Origin of the sequence: Promicromonospora thailandica (assembly GCF_024171955.1) — a bacterium.
In the GTDB taxonomy this organism is placed as follows: Bacteria; Actinomycetota; Actinomycetes; order Actinomycetales; family Cellulomonadaceae; genus Promicromonospora; species Promicromonospora thailandica.
The window spans coordinates 456,321-473,903 of the sequence record NZ_JAMTCS010000001.1; the positions used below are offsets into that span (position 1 = coordinate 456,321).

Annotated in this window: 16 protein-coding genes; 9 read left to right on the forward strand and 7 right to left on the reverse strand. The window is 72.9% G+C overall.

The genetic code is table 11. The features are described 5' to 3' along the window. Nucleotide 1: 1 nt before the first annotated feature. Nucleotides 2-1,039: a 4-hydroxy-3-methylbut-2-enyl diphosphate reductase gene (locus tag APR03_RS02155; protein ID WP_253832266.1), complete on the reverse strand. Its 1,038-nt coding sequence runs from the start codon at nt 1,037-1,039 to the stop codon at nt 2-4. A gap of 64 nt (nt 1,040-1,103) precedes the next feature. On the opposite strand from APR03_RS02155, the gene xseA reads away from it, so the two are divergent. Together xseA and APR03_RS02165 are read left to right on the forward strand one after the other, a co-directional pair. Continuing rightward, nucleotides 1,104-2,393 carry an exodeoxyribonuclease VII large subunit gene (gene xseA, locus APR03_RS02160; RefSeq protein ID WP_253832268.1) on the forward strand — a complete coding sequence of 430 codons (1,290 nt, stop codon included), beginning with the start codon at nt 1,104-1,106 and terminating at the stop codon, nt 2,391-2,393. A 26-nt stretch (nt 2,394-2,419) separates the two neighbouring features. Continuing rightward, entirely contained in the window at nt 2,420-3,562 is a 1,143-nt protein-coding gene (locus APR03_RS02165; RefSeq protein WP_253832271.1) for an epoxide hydrolase family protein, read from the forward strand. Nucleotides 3,563-3,602: 40 nt separating this feature from the next. Here APR03_RS02165 and APR03_RS02170 read toward each other — a convergent pair whose 3' ends face one another. Then, nucleotides 3,603-4,352 carry a class I SAM-dependent methyltransferase gene (locus tag APR03_RS02170; protein ID WP_253832273.1) on the reverse strand — a complete coding sequence of 250 codons (750 nt, stop codon included), beginning with the start codon at nt 4,350-4,352 and terminating at the stop codon, nt 3,603-3,605. A 79-nt stretch (nt 4,353-4,431) separates the two neighbouring features. Between APR03_RS02170 and APR03_RS02175 the strand changes: the two genes are divergently transcribed. After that, on the forward strand, nt 4,432-5,346 hold the full coding sequence (locus APR03_RS02175) for an RNA polymerase sigma-70 factor (RefSeq protein WP_253832275.1): 915 nt from the start codon (nt 4,432-4,434) through the stop codon (nt 5,344-5,346). Between the two features lie 4 nt (nt 5,347-5,350). On the opposite strand, the gene APR03_RS02180 is transcribed toward APR03_RS02175, so the two are convergent. Both APR03_RS02180 and APR03_RS02185 read right to left on the reverse strand, forming a co-directional pair. Next, nucleotides 5,351-6,094, reverse strand: a complete 744-nt coding sequence (locus APR03_RS02180; RefSeq protein ID WP_253832277.1) for an SDR family oxidoreductase — start codon at nt 6,092-6,094, stop codon at nt 5,351-5,353. 87 nt (nt 6,095-6,181) lie between these two features. Next, a complete protein-coding gene (locus APR03_RS02185; RefSeq protein WP_253832279.1) occupies nt 6,182-7,801 on the reverse strand; it encodes an ABC-F family ATP-binding cassette domain-containing protein in 1,620 nt (539 codons plus the stop codon). A 119-nt stretch (nt 7,802-7,920) separates the two neighbouring features. On the opposite strand from APR03_RS02185, the gene APR03_RS02190 reads away from it, so the two are divergent. From APR03_RS02190 to APR03_RS02205, 4 genes are all read left to right on the forward strand, one after another. Then, nucleotides 7,921-8,193, forward strand: coding sequence for an exodeoxyribonuclease VII small subunit (locus tag APR03_RS02190; protein WP_253832281.1), 273 nt, complete (start codon nt 7,921-7,923; stop codon nt 8,191-8,193). Continuing rightward, nucleotides 8,190-9,104 carry a carbohydrate kinase family protein gene (locus APR03_RS02195; RefSeq protein ID WP_253832283.1) on the forward strand — a complete coding sequence of 305 codons (915 nt, stop codon included), beginning with the start codon at nt 8,190-8,192 and terminating at the stop codon, nt 9,102-9,104. Before APR03_RS02190 ends, APR03_RS02195 begins: the two co-directional genes overlap by 4 nt. Beyond that, on the forward strand, nt 9,104-9,772 hold the full coding sequence (locus tag APR03_RS02200; RefSeq protein WP_275976948.1) for a carbonic anhydrase: 669 nt from the start codon (nt 9,104-9,106) through the stop codon (nt 9,770-9,772). Before APR03_RS02195 ends, APR03_RS02200 begins: the two co-directional genes overlap by 1 nt. An 83-nt stretch (nt 9,773-9,855) precedes the next feature. After that, complete coding sequence (locus APR03_RS02205) at nt 9,856-11,298, forward strand: class II fumarate hydratase (RefSeq protein ID WP_253832285.1); 1,443 nt, start codon at nt 9,856-9,858, stop codon at nt 11,296-11,298. 76 nt (nt 11,299-11,374) lie between these two features. On the opposite strand, the gene APR03_RS02210 is transcribed toward APR03_RS02205, so the two are convergent. After that, a complete protein-coding gene (locus tag APR03_RS02210; RefSeq protein WP_253832287.1) occupies nt 11,375-12,145 on the reverse strand; it encodes a GOLPH3/VPS74 family protein in 771 nt (256 codons plus the stop codon). Between the two features lie 253 nt (nt 12,146-12,398). Further along, the gene (gene phoH2 / locus APR03_RS02215) at nt 12,399-13,658 is read right to left on the reverse strand and encodes an RNA 5'-3' helicase PhoH2 (protein ID WP_253832696.1); all 1,260 of its coding nucleotides are present in this window, start codon (nt 13,656-13,658) and stop codon (nt 12,399-12,401) included. A 505-nt stretch (nt 13,659-14,163) separates the two neighbouring features. Between phoH2 and APR03_RS02220 the strand changes: the two genes are divergently transcribed. Together APR03_RS02220 and nhaA are read left to right on the forward strand one after the other, a co-directional pair. Then, nucleotides 14,164-14,724 carry a DUF1697 domain-containing protein gene (locus APR03_RS02220; protein ID WP_253832289.1) on the forward strand — a complete coding sequence of 187 codons (561 nt, stop codon included), beginning with the start codon at nt 14,164-14,166 and terminating at the stop codon, nt 14,722-14,724. 123 nt (nt 14,725-14,847) lie between these two features. Then, nucleotides 14,848-16,140: a Na+/H+ antiporter NhaA gene (gene nhaA, locus APR03_RS02225; protein ID WP_253832291.1), complete on the forward strand. Its 1,293-nt coding sequence runs from the start codon at nt 14,848-14,850 to the stop codon at nt 16,138-16,140. A 152-nt stretch (nt 16,141-16,292) separates the two neighbouring features. On the opposite strand, the gene APR03_RS02230 is transcribed toward nhaA, so the two are convergent. Further along, nucleotides 16,293-17,474, reverse strand: a complete 1,182-nt coding sequence (locus APR03_RS02230; protein WP_253832698.1) for an acetyl-CoA C-acetyltransferase — start codon at nt 17,472-17,474, stop codon at nt 16,293-16,295. Nucleotides 17,475-17,583: the final 109 nt, after the last annotated feature.

Sequence of the window (17,583 nt, forward strand, 5' to 3'; positions counted from 1 at the left end):
CTCAGACCTGCGGAAGCTCCTTGCGGGCCTCGCGGCGGGGGCGCTTGGTCTCCTCGCCCGCGGCCTTGAGGCCGGCGCGCAGCTCGCGCGGCAGCGAGAACATCAGGTCCTCGGTGGCGGTGCGCACCTCCTCGACGGAGCCGAAGCCGTGGTCGGCGAGGTGCGAGACGACGTCCTGCACCAGGATCTCCGGCACCGACGCGCCGGAGGTGACGCCGACCGTCGTCGCGCCCTCGAGCCACTCGTCCTTGATCTCGGCCTTCCGGTCCACGCGGTAGGACGCGCGGGCGCCCGACTGCAGGGCGACCTCGACGAGCCGCACCGAGTTGGACGAGTTCGCGGAACCGACCACGATCACGACGTCGCACTCCGGCGCGAGCTTCTTCACCGCGACCTGGCGGTTCTGGGTGGCGTAGCAGATGTCGTCGCTCGGCGGGTCCTGCAGCGACGGGAACCGCTCGCGCAGGCGCCGCACCGTCTCCATGGTCTCGTCCACCGAGAGCGTGGTCTGCGAGATCCACACGACCTTCGCCGGGTCGCGGACGACCACCTGGTCCACCTCGTCGGGCGAGTTCACCACCTGCACGTGCTCGGGCGCCTCACCCGCGGTGCCCTCGACCTCCTCGTGACCGGTGTGCCCGATCAGCAGGATGTCGTAGTCGTCCTTCGCGAACCGGACGGCCTCCTTGTGCACCTTGGTGACCAGGGGGCAGGTCGCGTCGATGGTCTCCAGGCTGCGTGCCTCGGCCGAGGCGCGCACGGCCGGCGAGACGCCGTGGGCGGAGAACACCAGGCGTGCGCCCTCCGGCACCTCGTCGGTCTCGTTCACGAAGATCGCGCCGCGCTCGCGCAGCGTCTCGACGACGTGCTTGTTGTGGACGATCTCCTTGCGCACGTACACGGGGGTGCCGTAGGTCTCCAGGGCCTTCTCGACGGCGACCACCGCACGGTCCACGCCGGCGCAGTAGCCGCGCGGGGCGGCCAGCAGGACACGCTTGGTTGTGGTCTCAGCAGGACGCTCAGGGCTCGTGACGCTCACACCGGCCAGTCTAGGGGCGGTGTGCGGAGGCCTTGTGTCGGTGGTGGGTGGCAGGGTTGGACACGTGACGGACTCCACCCAGCGGCCCCTGCCCACCGAGCTGCCCGAGAAGGCGCTCGACACCACCCCCACCAGCCCCTGGCCCGTCCGCGTGCTCTCCGAGAAGATCCGGGGCTACATCGACCGGATGCCGCCGGTCTGGGTCGAGGGCCAGGTCGTGCAGTTCAACGAGCGGCCCGGCTCCGGCATGCAGTGGCTCACGCTCCGGGACACCGAGGCCGACGCGTCGCTGCCTGTGACGATCTTCTCGCGCGTGCTGGCGATGCTGCCGCAGCCGCCCGCCGAGGGTGACCACGTCGTCGTCCACGCGAAGCCCGTGTTCTGGACCAAGCGCGGCACGCTGCAGATGCAGGCGAACCAGATCAAGGCGGTCGGCGTGGGCGAGCTGCTGGCCCGGATCGAGGCGCTGAAGAAGGTGCTGGCGGCCGAGGGCCTGTTCGACCTGTCGCGCAAGCAGCGGCTGCCCTTCCTGCCCGCGGTCGTCGGCCTGGTGTGCGGCCGCGAGTCCAAGGCGGAGCACGACGTCGTCGTCAACGCGCGCGCCCGCTGGCCGCAGGTGCGGTTCGAGATCCGTGAGGTCGCCGTCCAGGGCGTGAACGCCGTGCGTGAGGTGTCCGCGGCGATCGCCGAGCTGGACCGGGACCCGGCCGTGGACGTCATCGTCGTGGCCCGCGGCGGCGGCTCGGTCGAGGACCTGCTGCCGTTCAGCAACGAGTCGCTGGTCCGCGCCGTCGCGCAGGCCCGTACGCCGCTCGTCAGCGCGATCGGGCACGAGACGGACGCGCCGCTGCTCGACCTCGTCGCCGACTACCGGGCCTCGACCCCGACCGACGCGGCCAAGCGGATCGTGCCCGACGTCTCCGAGGAGCGGCTGCGCCTCACGCAGGCACGGGGCCGCATGCGCGGCGCGGTCGCGGCCATGCTGGACCGCGAGCAGCGCGGGCTCGACGGTGTCCGCTCCCGCCCCGTGCTGGCCGCGCCGCAGACGATGCTGGAGGCGCGCGAGCGCGACGTCGTGCAGGCACTCCGGCACAGCCGACATGCGCTCAACGCGCTCCTGCTGCACGCGAGCGGTGAGATCGGCAGGCTCGGCGCGCAGGTCAGAGCCCTGTCGCCGGCCTCGACCCTGGAGCGCGGCTACGCCGTCGTCCAGCGTGCGGACGGCCACGTGGTCCGCCGGCCCGACGACGTGGCGACCGGCGCCGACGTGCACGTCCGCCTGGCCGAGGGCGCACTGGAGGCCACGGTCACCGGGACGCGCTCGTCACGCCGCGCGGTAGAGGACAACACCTGACCGCTACACCCGGCACAGTGGGTGTCATGACCGAGAACAGCACCCTCGTACCGTTCCGCATCGACGTGCCGCAGGCCGACCTCGACGACCTGCGGGACCGGCTCGCACGCACGCGCCGGCCGGCCCCCGTCCCGGGCCGGGACGACCGCACGGACTTCAGCCGCGGGATCCCGCAGGCGTACCTGACCGAGCTCGCGGAGTACTGGCGCGACGGCTTCGACTGGCGCGCCCAGGAGGCGCGGCTCAACGAGCACGAGCAGTTCACGACGGTCGTGGACGGGCAGACGTTTCACGTGGTGCACGTCCGCTCGGCCGACCCGCAGGCCACCCCGCTGATCCTCTGCCACGGCTGGCCGGGATCGTTCGTGGAGTACCAGCGGCTGATCCCGCTGCTGACCGACCGGTTCCACCTCGTCATCCCGTCGCTGCCCGGCTTCGGGTTCTCGACGCCGCTGTCCGGCACCGGGTGGGAGCTCGCGCGGACCACCGCCGCCTACGCCGAGATCATGACCCGGCTCGGGTACGAGCGGTTCGGGGCGCACGGCACCGACATCGGCGCGGGCGCCGCCGGCCGGCTCGCGGCGCTGTACCCGGAGCGCGTCGTCGGCACCCACACCGGTGGCGACGGCCGGATGCTCGGCATGGTCGGCGACAAGTTCCCCTACCCCGAGGGCCTGTCCGACGACGAGATCGCCCAGATCGAGGCGATCCGCACCGCCGACCGGGCCGAGCGCGGCTACTTCGAGATGCAGAACCACCGCCCCGACACCATCGCCGCGGCCCTGGCCGACTCCCCCGTCGGCCAGCTCGCCTGGATCGCCGAGAAGTTCCAGACCTGGACCAATGGCGCCCACGCCACCCCCGACGACGCCGTCGACCGCGACCAGCTCCTGACCGACGTCAGCCTGTACTGGTTCACCAACAGCGGCGCGTCGAGCGCGCAGTTCTACTACGAGTCCGAGCACTCGGGGCTCGACTGGGTGGCGCCCTCCGGCGTGCCCGCCGCCTGGGTCCTCTTCGACACCCACCCGCTGGCGCGCCGCGCGCTGGATCCCTGGAACGCGGTGAGCCACTGGACCGAGTTCACCGAGGGCGGGCACTTCCCGGCGATGGAGGAACCCGAGCTGCTCGCGGGAGACATCCGCGACTTCTTCGACACCCTCGCCTGAGGGTCCGCGCGAGATCTGGCCCTGCGCCGCTGGCTGCGCGTCAGCGGCGGCGGGCCACGAAGACCCACTCCAGGCCCGGCCGGTCCGGCGCGTCCAGCACCTCCTCGACGTCGAAGCCCGCCGCGGCCAGCGACGCCTCGATCTCGTCCCGTTCGCGGAACCGCAGGGTCGAGACCGAGGTGACCACGTCGCCGTCGGGCAGCAGGCCGGGCGGGAAGCGGTAGGTGCCCTGGAAGGTGACCAGCGGGAGGGCTACCTCCAGGAGGTCGTTCCAGGTCTCGACCTCGCCGATGCCGGGGATCTCCCGGCGCAGCGACTGGTGCTCGCGCGTCCAGCCGAGCCAGGCCTGCCGGGCCGGCACGCGCGTCTCGAACACGAGGGCACCGCCGGGGCGCAGCGCCTTCTGGACGGCGGCGAGCGCCCCGGCCCAGTCGTCGTCGGTGACGAACACCTGGGCGACGTTCCCGGTCATCGTGGCGAGGTCGGCGGCGAGCCCGAGCCCGCCCACCGTCTCGGCTCCGCCCTCGACCCAGGTGACCGCCTCGGCGCCGGGCTTGCCGCGGGCGACCTCGAGGGACGCCGGGGCCGGGTCGACGCCGGTCACGCTCAGTCCCCGGCCGGCGAGCAGGAGCGCGAGCACCCCGGTGCCGCAGCCGACGTCGAGCACGGTGCGGGCCCCGAGCCGTTCGGCGAGGCCGACGTAGAGGTCGAGGTCGCTGCGGTCGTCGTCGAAAGCGTCGTAGAGCCGGGCGAGGCGGGGGTCCACGAAGATCGGGTCGGGTGTGGTCATGACACCATGTTCACCCGTCGCCCGACCGCCCCCAAGAACATTTGGTCGCGTACCGTCGTCGGTGCACGAGGGAGACGCAATGACAGGTGACGTGGACACGCTCGACGACGCGGCGGAGGTGTTCGGCGGCGCGCGGCGCCGGCTCTTCGGCATCGCGTACCGGATGCTGGGCTCGGCGGCGGAAGCCGAGGACGTGGTTCAGGAGACGTGGGTGCGGTGGCAGACGACCGACCGGTCGGCCGTCCGCAACCCGGAGGCCTTCCTGACGACGACCACCACCCGCCTCGCGATCAACGTGCTGCAGAGCGCGCGGGTGCGCCGGGAGGCGTACGTCGGGCCGTGGCTGCCCGAGCCGGTGGACACCAGCGCGGACCCGACGCTCGGCGCCGAGCGGGCGGAGGCCCTGGACGTGGCGGTGCTGGTGCTGCTGGAACGGCTCAGCCCCACGGAGCGGGCCGCGTACGTGCTGCGCGAGGCGTTCGACTACGGCTACCCGGAGATCGCGCAGATCGTGGGCGCGACCCCGACGGCGGCCCGGCAGCTCGTGAGCCGGGCCCGGAAGCATCTCGACTCCGGGCGGCGCAACGCGGTGAGCGACGACGACCGGCGGGCGCTCCTGGACGCGTTCCTCGCCGCGGCCCGGGTGGGTGACGTGGCCGCGCTGGAGCGGCTGCTCGCCGAGGACGTCGTGACCCGTGCCGACAGCAACGGGCGCGCGAAGCACGTCGCGCGGGTGGCCGTACAGGGCCGGGCCAAGGTGGCCCGCGTGCTGTCCACGTTCGCGGACGTCTTCTGGGCGGGCATCACCACCCGGCCGGTCGCGGTCAACGGCACCGAGGGTTACGCGATGGAGCGCGACGGCGAGCTGGTCGGCGTCCTGTCCGTCGAGGTGTCCGACGCGGGGATCCACGAGCTGGCCTGGCAGCTGAACCCCGAGAAGGTGGCCGGTCTCCGGCAGGTCCTGGGGTACCAGGACCCGCCGGGGCCGCGGTGACCCGTTACGCCTGGGCCGCCCGCCACTGGTCGTAGCCGACCTCACCGAGCAGGGCCTCGCCGTGGGGCACGAGGTCCTTGTCCTGCAGGCGCGCGCCGAAGTAGGTGGCCTCGGCGTCGGCCCGGACCTCGCGCGGGTCGCCCTTGGCGGCCAGGTGCTCGCGCACGATCTCGTCGAAGCCGACCACGTCCGGCCCGGCGATCTCGATGGTGCCGTTCAGCGGCGTGCCCGCGGCGGTCCGCGCCACGAACCGGGCCACGTCCGACGAGGCGATGGGCTGGAAGCGGACGGGCGCGACGTGCGCGACGCCGTCGACCGTCCCGCTGTCGGCGATCGAGCTGAGGAACTCGAAGAACTGCGTGGACCGGACGATCGACCAGCCCGCGCCGGAGGCCTTGACGAGATCCTCCTGGACCACCTTGGCGCGCATGTATCCGGAGTCGATGCGGTCGGTGCCCACGATCGACAGGATCACGTGGTGCCCCACGCCCGCCGCGGCCTCGGCCTCCAGCAGGTTGGTCGTGGACGTCCGGAAGAAGCTGGTGACGTCTTCCTCGGCGAACGAGGGCGAGTTGCTGAGGTCGACCACCACCTGCGCGCCCTCGAGCACCTCGGGCAGACCCTCGCCGGTCAGGGTGTTCACGCCCGTCTGCGGCGCGGCGGCGACCGCTTCGTGCCCGTGGTCGGTCAAATTGCGGACGACCTGGCTGCCGACGAGTCCGGTCCCGCCGATGACGACGATCTTCATGGTGTGCTCCCGTTCGTGTCTGACGACGGGCCGGACGGCCCGTCGTCCTCTCGACCGGGAGCTCACGCGATCTGTGACAGCCGACCGCTACCGCTCGCGGTCGACGCGCCGCTCGTCCCAGACGGGTTCCGACGTCTCGCGCACCACGCCGTCGGACCCGAAGACGAGGTACCGGTCGAACGACCGGGCGAACCAGCGGTCGTGCGTCACGGCCAGGACCGTGCCGTCGAACGACTCCAGGCCGTCCTGCAGCGCCTCGGCGGACTCGAGGTCGAGGTTGTCGGTGGGCTCGTCGAGCAGCAGCGCCGTCGAGCCGGCGAGCTCGAGCAGCAGGATCTGGAACCGCGCCTGCTGGCCGCCGGACAGCCGGTCGAAGGGCCGGTCGGCCTGCTCCGTGAGCTCGTACCGGCGCAGGCGCGCCATCGCCTTGCCCTTGTCCTGGGCGTGGTCCTCCCACAGGATGTCGAGCAGCGCGCGCCCGAACAGCTCCGGGTGCGCGTGCGTCTGCGCGAAGTGCCCGGCGACCACCCGTGCGCCGAGCTTCCAGGAGCCGGTGTGGGCGACGTCGCCGCCCGCGAGCAGCCGCAGGAAGTGCGACTTGCCCGAGCCGTTCGAGCCGAGCACCGCCACCCGCTCGCCGTAGAAGACCTCGAGGTCGAACGGCTTCATGAGACCCGTGAGCTCCAGACCCTCGCAGGTGACGGCCCGCAGGCCGGTGCGTCCCCCGCGCAGGTGCATGGTGATGTCCTGCTCGCGCGGCGGCTCGGGCGGCGGGCCCGCCTCCTCGAACTTCTTCAGCCGGGTCTGTGCGGCGCGGTAGCGCGACGCCATGTCCGGGCTGCTCGCGGCCTGGTTGCGCAGGGTCAGGACAAGCTTCTTGAGCTGCGCGTGCTTCTCGTCCCAGCGGCGTCGCAGCTCCTCGAACCGCGCGAACCGCTCGCGGCGCGCGTCGTGGAACGTGGCGAACCCGCCGCCGTGCACCCAAGCGTCGGCGCCCGCGGGGCTCGGCTCCAGGGAGACGATGCGGTCGGCCGCACGGGAGAGCAGCTCGCGGTCGTGCGACACGAACAGGACCGTCTTCTTGGTGGACCTGAGCTGGTCCTCCAGCCACCGCTTGCCCGGCACGTCGAGGTAGTTGTCCGGCTCGTCGAGCAGCAGCACCTCGTCGGTGCCGCGCAGCAGGGCCTCGAGCACGAGCCGCTTCTGCTCGCCGCCGGACATCGTCCGCACCTCGCGGAACTGCGCCCTGTCGTAGGGGATGCCGAGGGCGGCCATGGTGCAGACGTCCCACAGGGTCTCGGCCTCGTAGCCGCGCACCTCCGCCCAGTCGGACAGCGCCTGCGCGTACGCCATCTGGGCGGCCTCGTCGTCCACGGTCAGCATGCGGTGCTCGGCCTCGTCGACGGCGCGCGCCACCTCCCGCAGGCGGGGCGCCGACACGGACACCAGCAGGTCACGCACCGTGGTCTCGTCGCGCACCGACCCGACGAACTGGCGCATGACGCCCAGTCCGCCGCTCACCGCCACGGACCCCGCGTGCGGGTCCAGCTCGCCGGTGATGATGCGCAGCAGGGTGGTCTTGCCGGCTCCGTTCGGTCCGACGATCGCCGTGGCGCTGCCCTCACCCACGCGAAACGAGACGTCGCCCAGCAGGGTCCGGCCATCCGGCAGGTGGTATTCGACGTGCGCTACTTCGAGATGGCCCATGGGTCACCATGGTCCGGTGTCGTGGGGCCCGGGGCCAAACTGATTCCGCACGGGTCCCTGAGTGGTCCCCCTGTGGACGACCGACCACGGATGTCGGTGACGTGCTGTTGACTGTCCCCGTGAGTACAGACGCTGTGACCGGAACCGATCCGACGAAGGACGCCCCCGACGTCGCGGGCCTGAGCTACGAGCAGGCGCGCGACGAGCTCGTGCAGGTGGTCGGCCGCCTGGAGGCCGGCGGCGAGCCGCTCGAGGCGTCGCTCGCGCTCTGGGAGCGCGGCGAGGCCCTGGCCGCGCGCTGCCAGGAGTGGCTCGACGGCGCCCGCGAGCGCCTCGCCGCCGCGCAGCAGGCCACGGCCGGTTCGGCCGACTCCCCGGAGGAGGCTCGATGAGCGCGCACGTGCTCGCCGTGGGCGAGGCTCTCGTGGACCAGGTGCGCCGGCCGGACGGGTCGACGGCCGACCACCCCGGCGGCAGCATCGCCAACGTGGCGCTCACGCTGGGCCGGCTGGGTCGCGAGGTCCGGCTGGCGACGTGGCTGGGCCCGGACGAGCGGGGCGACCTGGTGCGCGGCTGGCTCGCCGAGTCGGACGTCGCCGTGGTCGAGGGCAGCGACGGCGCGGAGCGCACCAGCGTCGCGGTGGCCACGCTGGACGACGACGGGTCGGCCACCTACGACTTCGACCTCACCTGGCGGGTCCCCGCGGAGGCCCGGGCCGACGCCGACACGCTGGCGGTGCACACCGGCTCCATCGCGGCGATGCTCGAGCCGGGCGCGGGGCAGGTGCGTGAGCTCCTGGAGGCGGCGCGGGCGACGGCGACGACCACGTACGATCCGAACGCCCGGCCCGCGATCATGGGGCAGGCGGACGAGGTACGTCCCCGCGTCGAGGCGCTCGTGCAGCTGTCCGACGTGGTCAAGGTCAGCGACGAGGACCTGGGCTGGCTCTACCCGGGCACCGACCCGGTGGCCGTGGCGCGCGAGTGGCAGAGCGGCACGCCGGCCCTGGTGGTCGTGACGTTCGGCGGCAAGGGTGCGGTGGCCGTGTCGGACGACGGCGAGGTCGAGGTGGTGGCTCCACGCGTCGACGTGGTCGACACCGTCGGCGCGGGCGACTCGTTCATGGGCGCGCTGATCGACGGCCTGTGGGAGCACGGTCTGCTGGGGGCGGACCGGCGCGACGCGCTGAACGCCGTGGGCGTGGGTACCGTGCGGCGGGTGCTCGAAGGTTGTGTCGCGGTGGCCGCCGTCACCGTGTCCCGGGCGGGCGCGAACCCGCCGCGACGCGAGGAGATCGCCTGATGAACCCGGTACCGATGCCCGAGCGGCTCAGCCCGCGCGACGCCTGGGCGCTGCTGCGCTCCGGCAACGACCGGTTCGTCGCGGACGCGCCCGCCCATCCGTCGCAGGGCGCGGACCGGCGCCGCGAGCTGCAGGCGGCGCAGCACCCGCACACGGTGATCTTCGGCTGCTCCGACTCCCGCGTGGCGGCGGAGATCGTCTTCGACCAGGGCCTGGGCGACATGTTCGTGGTGCGCACCGCGGGCCACGTCGTGGACACCACGGTGATCGGCTCGATCGAGTACGGCGTGGACATCCTGGGGGCCTCGCTCGTCGTGGTGCTGGGGCACGACTCGTGCGGGGCCGTCGCGGCCGCCGCGCACACGCTGTCCACGGGCGAGCAGCCCGAGGGGTTCGTCCGCGCGGTGGTCGACCGGGTCATCCCGTCGATCGCGAACATCACGTCGGGTGACCCCGCGGCGGCCATGGCCCTGCTGTCCGACCAGGACCTGCTGCGCCGCGAGCACGTCAAGCACACTGTGGGGATGCTGCACGGCTACTCGGCGGGCTTGAAGCAGGCGGTCGAGGACGGGCGGTGCGCCGTGGTCGGCCTCGAGTACGACCTCGCGGTGGGCAACGCCCGGCTGGTGAACGTGATCGGTGACATCGGGGAGAACCCGCCGTCCTGACGCGCGCGGCGACGCGCCGCAGGGGTGACACGAGTCACGCGCTGCGGTGCGTCGCCCGTGCGCGGCTGCGGCACGATAGACCCATGACTGCTGACACCGTCGTCTCGCCGGGCTCCGCCGAGCCCGGCGACACCACCGACTACCGCATCGAGCACGACACCATGGGCGAGGTCCGGGTCCCCGCGAACGCCCTGTACCGCGCGCAGACGCAGCGGGCCGTCGAGAACTTCCCCATCTCCGGCACCCCGCTCGAGCGCGCCCACATCGAGGCCCTCGCGCGCGTCAAGAAGGCCGCCGCGACGGCGAACGCTGAGCTCGGCGTGCTCGACCAGGACATCGCGGACGCCATCGTCGCCGCCGCGGACGAGGTCGCCTCCGGCAGGCACGACGCGCACTTCCCGATCGACGTCTACCAGACCGGCTCGGGCACGTCGTCGAACATGAACACCAACGAGGTGCTCGCGACGCTGGCGACGCGGTCCCTCGGCAAGGACGTGCACCCGAACGACCACGTCAACGCCTCGCAGTCGTCCAACGACGTCTTCCCCACGTCGGTGCACGTGGCCGCGACGTCCGGCGTCGTCAACGACCTGGTGCCCGCGCTGAACCACCTGGCGGACGCCCTGCAGGCGAAGTCGGACGAGTTCGCGACCGTGGTGAAGTCCGGGCGCACGCACCTCATGGACGCCACCCCGGTGACGCTGGGCCAGGAGTTCGGCGGCTACGCGGCCGCCGTCCGGTACGGCGTCGAGCGCCTGCAGGCCGCGCTGCCGCGCGCCGCCGAGGTGCCGCTCGGCGGTACCGCCGTGGGTACGGGCATCAACACCCCCGCGGGCTTCCCGCAGCGGGTCATCGCGCTGCTCGCACAGGACACCGGCCTGCCGCTGACCGAGGCCCGCGACCACTTCGAGGCGCAGTCGGCGCGCGACGGCCTGGTGGAGCTGTCCGGCGCGCTGCGCACCATCGCCGTCTCCGTGACGAAGATCTGCAACGACCTGCGCTGGATGGGCTCCGGCCCCAACACGGGCCTCGGCGAGATCGCCCTGCCCGACCTGCAGCCGGGTTCGTCGATCATGCCGGGCAAGGTCAACCCGGTCATCCCCGAGGCCGTGCTCATGGTCTGCGCCCGCGTGATCGGCAACGACGCCACCGTCGCCTGGGCCGGTGCGTCGGGCTCGTTCGAGCTCAACGTGCAGATCCCCGTCATCGCGCAGGGCGTGCTGGAGTCGATCCGCCTGCTGTCGAGCTCCGCGCGGGTGCTGGCGGACAAGACCGTCAGCGGCATCACCGCCAACGTGGACCGGGCGCGCGCCCTGGCCGAGTCGTCGCCGTCGATCGTCACGCCGCTGAACCGCGCGATCGGCTACGAGTCGGCCGCCAAGGTCGCCAAGCACGCGGTCAAGGAGGGCATCACGGTGCGTCAGGCCGTGCTCGACCTCGGCTTCGTGGAGCGCGGCGAGGTCACCGAGGAGCAGCTCGACACCGCCCTCGACGTGCTGTCGATGACGCGTCCGCCGCAGGCCTGAGCCGCACGGCAGAAGCGCCTGCCCCGCTCCCGGAACCGGGATCGGGGCAGGCGCTCTTTGGTGCGGATGACCGGCGTCAGACCGCGGGCGTCTCGGCGGGCGCAGCGGCCTCGACCGGGGCCGCCGCCTCGGCGCCCTCCTTCGTGGCCTGCAGGATGACGGCGGCGGCGACCGCCGCGCCGACCGTGGCGACGGCGGCGACCGAGGCCGCGATGGCGACCTGCGTGGCGACGGTGGCGACGCCCCACTCGCTGCCGGCGATCTCCTCGGCGCGCTCCTGGGCGACCTTGCGCTGCTCCTTGCCGACCAGGCCGGAGATGAGGCCGGAGCCGTGCAGCAGGGAGATCAGGGTGGCGGTGCGCTCGTCCGGCTCCGCGCCGTCGACCAGCACCTTGGTGAGGTTGGCGCGCAGCGCGGTCTCGTGGCTCGAGTCGGCGGCCGGCCAGCGGGTCACGGGGAGCATGCGGAAGAGCTTGGACTCCTCCTTCTCCAGGATGCCCCGCTCCACGAGCGCGGCCAGGAGGTTCTCCTCGGCGTCCTTCGAGATCGCCTCGACGACCTTGCGCGCCGGGGCGTCGGGCGTGGCGAGCACGGACTGCAGCGCGGCGTCCAGGGCGACGTGGCCCGTCGGGGTGTTGTCGGTGACGATGATCGTGGCGTCACCGGCCTTCTCGCGCTCCTCCTTGGTGGCCCCGGCCTCCGGAGCACCCCGCAGCAGGGTCTTGCGCGCGTCGGCGAGGTCGGCCAGGAGCGCGCCGGCGAGGCGAACGCCCAGGTTGTCGACGTTGGCGGTCTTGCCCGTCTCGTCGTCGACGGCGAGCAGCAGGAAGTCTTCGGCAATGAGCATGCCCCAGATGCTATATCCGACAAGGGAGACACAACCGAATTGAGACTCCGCGCGGACACGCCTCCCGAATCTCTTTGGTTAGGCTTACCTAATTCTGGTAGTCTCGCGCTGCACGCATCGGGAGGCGCGCCGCGGGACTGCGGGGCTGGGGGGTTCCGTCCGGCGGCGCGCTCCTCGCGCGGCGGCAGTACCACGAGGTGCCTGTGGCCCGGGCCGTCGAGACGGCCCGGGCCACTGGCGTCCGTCCCGACGGTCAGACGTCCAGGCGTTCCAGCATGTCGGTCACCAGCGCCGCCACGGGCGACCGCTCCGACCGGGTCAGGGTCACGTGGGCGAACAGCGGGTGCCCCTTGAGCGCCTCGATGACGGCGGCGACGCCGTCGTGCCGCCCCACCCGCAGGTTGTCCCGCTGCGCCACGTCGTGCGTGAGCACCACCCGCGAGCTCTGCCCGATCCGGGAGAGCACGGTCAGGAGCACGTTGCGCTCCAGCGACTGCGCCTCGTCGACGATGACGAACGAGTCGTGCAGGGACCGCCCGCGGATGTGGGTGAGCGGCAGCACCTCGAGCATGTCGCGGGCGATGACCTCCTCGACCACGGCCGGCGAGACCAGGGCGCCGAGCGTGTCGTAGACGGCCTGCGACCACGGGTTCATCTTCTCGGACTCGTTGCCGGGCAGGTAGCCCAGCTCCTGCCCGCCGACGGCGTACAGCGGCCGGAACACGACCACCTTGCGGTGCTGCTGCCGCTCCAGCACGGCCTCCAGGCCGGCGCACAGGGCGAGCGCCGACTTGCCGGTGCCGGCACGCCCGCCGAGCGAGACGATGCCGATCTCCTCGTCCAGCAGGAGGTCGATCGCCACGCGCTGCTCGGCCGAGCGCCCGTGCACGCCGAACACCTCCTGGTCGCCGCGCACCAGCCGCACGCGCTTGTCCGCCGTCACGCGGCCGAGCGCCGAACCGCCCGGCGAGTGCACCACCATGCCGGTGTGGACGAGGAGCGGCTCGGCCGCCTCGACCGTCGCCGGGTCCAGGGCGGCGATCTCGACGGACTCGTTCTCCCACAGCGAGCCCATCTGCTCGTCGGAGAGGTCGATCTCCCGCATGCCGGTCCAGCCGGAGTCCACGGCGAGCTCGGCCCGGTACTCCTCGGCCTGCAGGCCCACCGCGGATGCCTTCACGCGCATCGGCAGGTCCTTCGAGACCACGGTGACGCTGCTGCCCTCGGCGGCGAGGTTGGCGGCCACCGCGAGGATCCGGGTGTCGTTGTCCCCCAGCCGGAACCCGGCGGGCAGGACGGTGGGGTCCACGTGGTTGAGCTCCACGCGCAGGGTGCCGCCCGCGTCCCCGACCGGGACGGGCGAGTCGAGCCGGCCGTGCTGCACCCGCAGCCCGTCCAGCATCCGCAGTGCGCTCCGGGCGAAGTACCCGAGCTCCGCGTGGTGACGCTTGGCCTCCAGCTCCGTGATCACGACGATGGGGAGGACGACGTCGTGCTCCGCGAACCGCAACATCGCCTTCGGGTCGCTCAACAGCACTGACGTGTCGATGACGAAGGTCCTGCGTTCGTCACCTGCCGCGCCGGCAGCGGCGTCGGCACTCTGGTCGGACGGACGTGTGGTGTGTGCGGAATGGCTCACTGCGGCTCTCCCTCCGGCGCCGAAACGCCGTGACAGCCTGGTCGTTACCTGGCGGGTACCGCCTGCCGGCGGACCCGACCCGGCGACACCGGGGCTGGTGGATGGGCCGGGCGACCGGCTCGGCGCGTCGCGTCGTGGCGCAGAGCCGGGGCCGGCCCTTCTCCACGGAGCGAGCACTCCATAGGTTGGCCTCCCGAAGGGGCGACTGGGTGCCGTCCCTGGAGTGGAAACTACGCGCCCTGTCATCGCGTGGCCAGGGTTTGCCCCCGGCGGGTCGCAAGTTGTCACGAAGTGTTCACACAGTGGCAATGGCTTCGCCCGCACGTCAAGGAATCGCAAAACTCGCTGAGAGGCGCGCCGTACGTGCAGGATGGGACGCATGGCTCATCTCGCGATCCTGCTCCGCGCGGTCAACATCGGGCCCGGTCTGCGCGTCACGTCCGCGGACCTGCGCGACGCCGCCGACGACGCCGGCCTCGGCGACCCACGGACCCTCCTGAACAGCGGCAACCTCGTGGCCACGCCCGGCACCTCGGGGGCGGACGGTCCGGCGGAGGCCGCCCGCCTGGTGCAGGACAGGCTGACCGAGCGGCTCGGCCGGCCCGTGGCCGCCGTCGGGCTGAGTGCCGCGCAGCTGGAGGACATCGCCCGGGCGAACCCCTTCCCGGCCGCGGCCCGCGACGACCCGTCCCACCTCCAGGTGCACGTGCCCCTCGGCGCGCTCGACGAGGCCGCCGTGGCCCGGCTCGACCTGGCCAACGCGGGCCGGGAGCTGCTCGCGACCGCCGCGGGCGTGCTGTACGTGCACTACGCGGACGGCATCGGCCGCTCCCGGCTCACGTCGGCCGTGATCGACCGGGCGGTCGGCGCGCCGACGACGGCACGGAACTGGAACACGATCACCAAGCTGCGCGCCGCCTGCGCGGACGACGCGGCGTAAGGCCGGCCACGGCGCTCCGTGCGGCCGCCTGTAGGGTGAGGCCCAGGGAGTGCCGGGAAGTCTGGTCGGCGTGGACCGGGTCGACCGGTCCGGTTCAGCCGACCCCACCCGAGAGGACGACCTTTGTCCGGTAGCACCCCTGCCCCCACCCGGATCCAGCGCCTGCGCGCCTGGGCATCCCGCGAGACCACGGGCGGCGCGCTCCTGATCGGCGCCGCGTTCCTCGCGCTCCTGTGGGCCAACTCGCCGTGGCGCGACGCGTACGAGAGCCTGTCCGGCACCGTGGTCGGCCCGGCCGCGATCGGCCCGCTGCCCGTGCACCTCGACCTGTCGCTCGCGACCTGGGCCGCCGACGGCCTCCTCGCGATCTTCTTCTTCGTGGTGGGCGTCGAGCTCAAGCAGGAGTTCGTCGCCGGGAGCCTGCGCAACCCCAAGGAAGCGGGCGTCCCGATGATCGCCGCGGTGGGCGGCATGGCCGTCCCCGCCCTGATCTACGTGGGCACCGTGCTGGCGCTCGGCGAGCCCGGCGCCCTGCACGGGTGGGCCATCCCCACCGCCACCGACATCGCGTTCGCGGTGGGCGTGCTGGCGATCTTCGGCCGAGGGCTGCCGTCGGCGATCCGCACGTTCCTCCTGACGCTCGCCGTCGTGGACGACCTGCTGGCGATCGTCGTGATCGCCATCTTCTACACGAGCGAGATCCACTGGCTGTCGCTGCTCGGCACCCTGGTCTGCGTGGCGCTGTTCGCCTGGCACGTGCGCTCGCGCCGGCCGCGGTGGTTCGTGCTGGTCCCGCTCGCCGTCGTCGCGTGGGCGCTGATGCACTCCTCCGGCGTGCACGCGACAATCGCGGGCGTGCTGCTCGGCTTCACCGTGCCGGCGATCGCCCGGCACGGCGAGGCGGTGTCGCGCACCACGCGGTACGAGCACCGGCTCCGGCCCGTCTCGTCGGGCATCGCGCTGCCGGTGTTCGCGTTCTTCGCCGCGGGCGTCTCCCTGGTCGACGGCGGCGGCCCGGCCGCCGTGATCGGCCAGCCCGTGGTGGCGGCCATCGCCGGCGGCCTGGTGATCGGCAAGCTCGTGGGCGTGCTGGGCACGACGGCCCTGGTCACCCGCCTCACGCCGCTGCGCCTGCCCGACGGGATCGGCGTGCGCGACCTGCTGCCGGTCGGGCTGCTGGCCGGCATCGGGTTCACCGTGTCGCTGCTGATCAGCGAGCTGTCGTTCGGCGACTCGGAGCACACGGACGGCGCCAAGATCGCGATCCTGGGCGGGTCGGTGCTCGCCGCGATCCTGGGCAGCGTGTCCCTGCGCTGGGACGCCCGCAAGGCCCGGACGACGGACATGAACCTGGACGGCCGCGAGGACGAGGTGCGCGACTACATCGGCGACGCGAAGGACCGCGAGACCCACTGACCAGCCCCCCACCCCGCCGAAGTAGAACTGTGGCGAGATAGAACGCTGGCGAGGTAGAACGCTGGCGCGCGAGTGGTGCGCCAGCGTTCTACCTCGCCAGCGTTCTATCTCGCCGGCGTTCTATCTCGCCACGGTTCTACTTCGCCACAGTTCTACTTCGGCGGGAGCTCCAGGAGGAGGGCCTCGCCCTGGCCGCCACCCCCGCACAGGCCGACCGCAGCACGGCCGCCACCGCGGCGGGCCAGCTCGTGGGCCGCGTGCACCGCGATGCGCGCGCCGGACGCCCCCACCGGGTGCCCCAGCGCGATGCCACCGCCGTGCACGTTGACGCGGTCCAGCGGCACGCCCAGCTCCTTGGCGGACACGCCGACCACGACCGCGAACGCCTCGTTGATCTCCACGAGGTCGAGGTCCGAGGCCGACCAGCCCTGCCGCTCCAGCGCCCGGGCGATGGCCCGCGCGGGCTGGGAGTGCAGCGAGTTGTCCGGGCCGGCCACCTGGCCGTGCGCGCGCACCGTCGCCAGCACGGGCACGCCGGCCGCCTCGGCCCGCTCCCGCGTGGTGAGCACGAGCGCCGAGGCGCCGTCGGAGATCTGCGACGAGTTGCCCGCCGTCAGGGTGCCGTCCTTCCGGAACGCCGGACGCAGCCGCGCGAGCGACTCCGCGGTCGTGTCCGGGCGCACGCCCTCGTCGGTGCGCACCTCGACGGGCTCGCCGCGGCGCTGCGGCACCGACACCGGCGCGAGCTCCGCCTCGAAGTACCCGTCCTTGGCCGCCGCGGCCGCTCGCTGGTGCGAGGCCGCCGCGATCGCGTCCTGCTCCTCGCGCGAGACGAACACGTCGCCCGTGTTGTGCTCCTCGGTCGAGATGCCCATCGACACGTCGTCGAACGCGTCGGTCAGGGCGTCGTGCGCCACGGAGTCCAGCAGCTCTGCCGATCCGTAGCCGAACCCGGCGCGCGCGCCCGGCAGCAGGTGCGGGGCGTTCGTCATCGACTCCTGGCCACCGACCAGCACCACCGACGCCTCGCCGGTGCGCAGCAGGCGTGCGCCGTCGATGATCGCCGTCAGACCGGACAGGCACACCTTGTTCACCGTCACGGCGTGCACGTCCCAGGACACGCCCGCCGCCACCGCCGTCTGCCGCGCGGGGTTCTGTCCCGCGCCCGCCTGGATCACCTGGCCGAACACCACGGTGTCCACGTCCGCCGCGAGCGCTCCTGCATCCTCCAGCGCCTTGCGGGCCGCCACCGCGCCCAGCTCGACGGCGCTCAGCGTCGCCAGCGAACCCTTCAGCCGCCCCTGCGGCGTCCGCGCCGCCGAGACGATCACCACGTCGTCCGCGCGGGGTGCCGCGCCCTGACCACCCGTGGCGCCCGGACCAGTGCTCGTGGCACCCGTCGGGGCGGTACCTGCGTCACTCATGAGACCTCCTTTGGCCGTT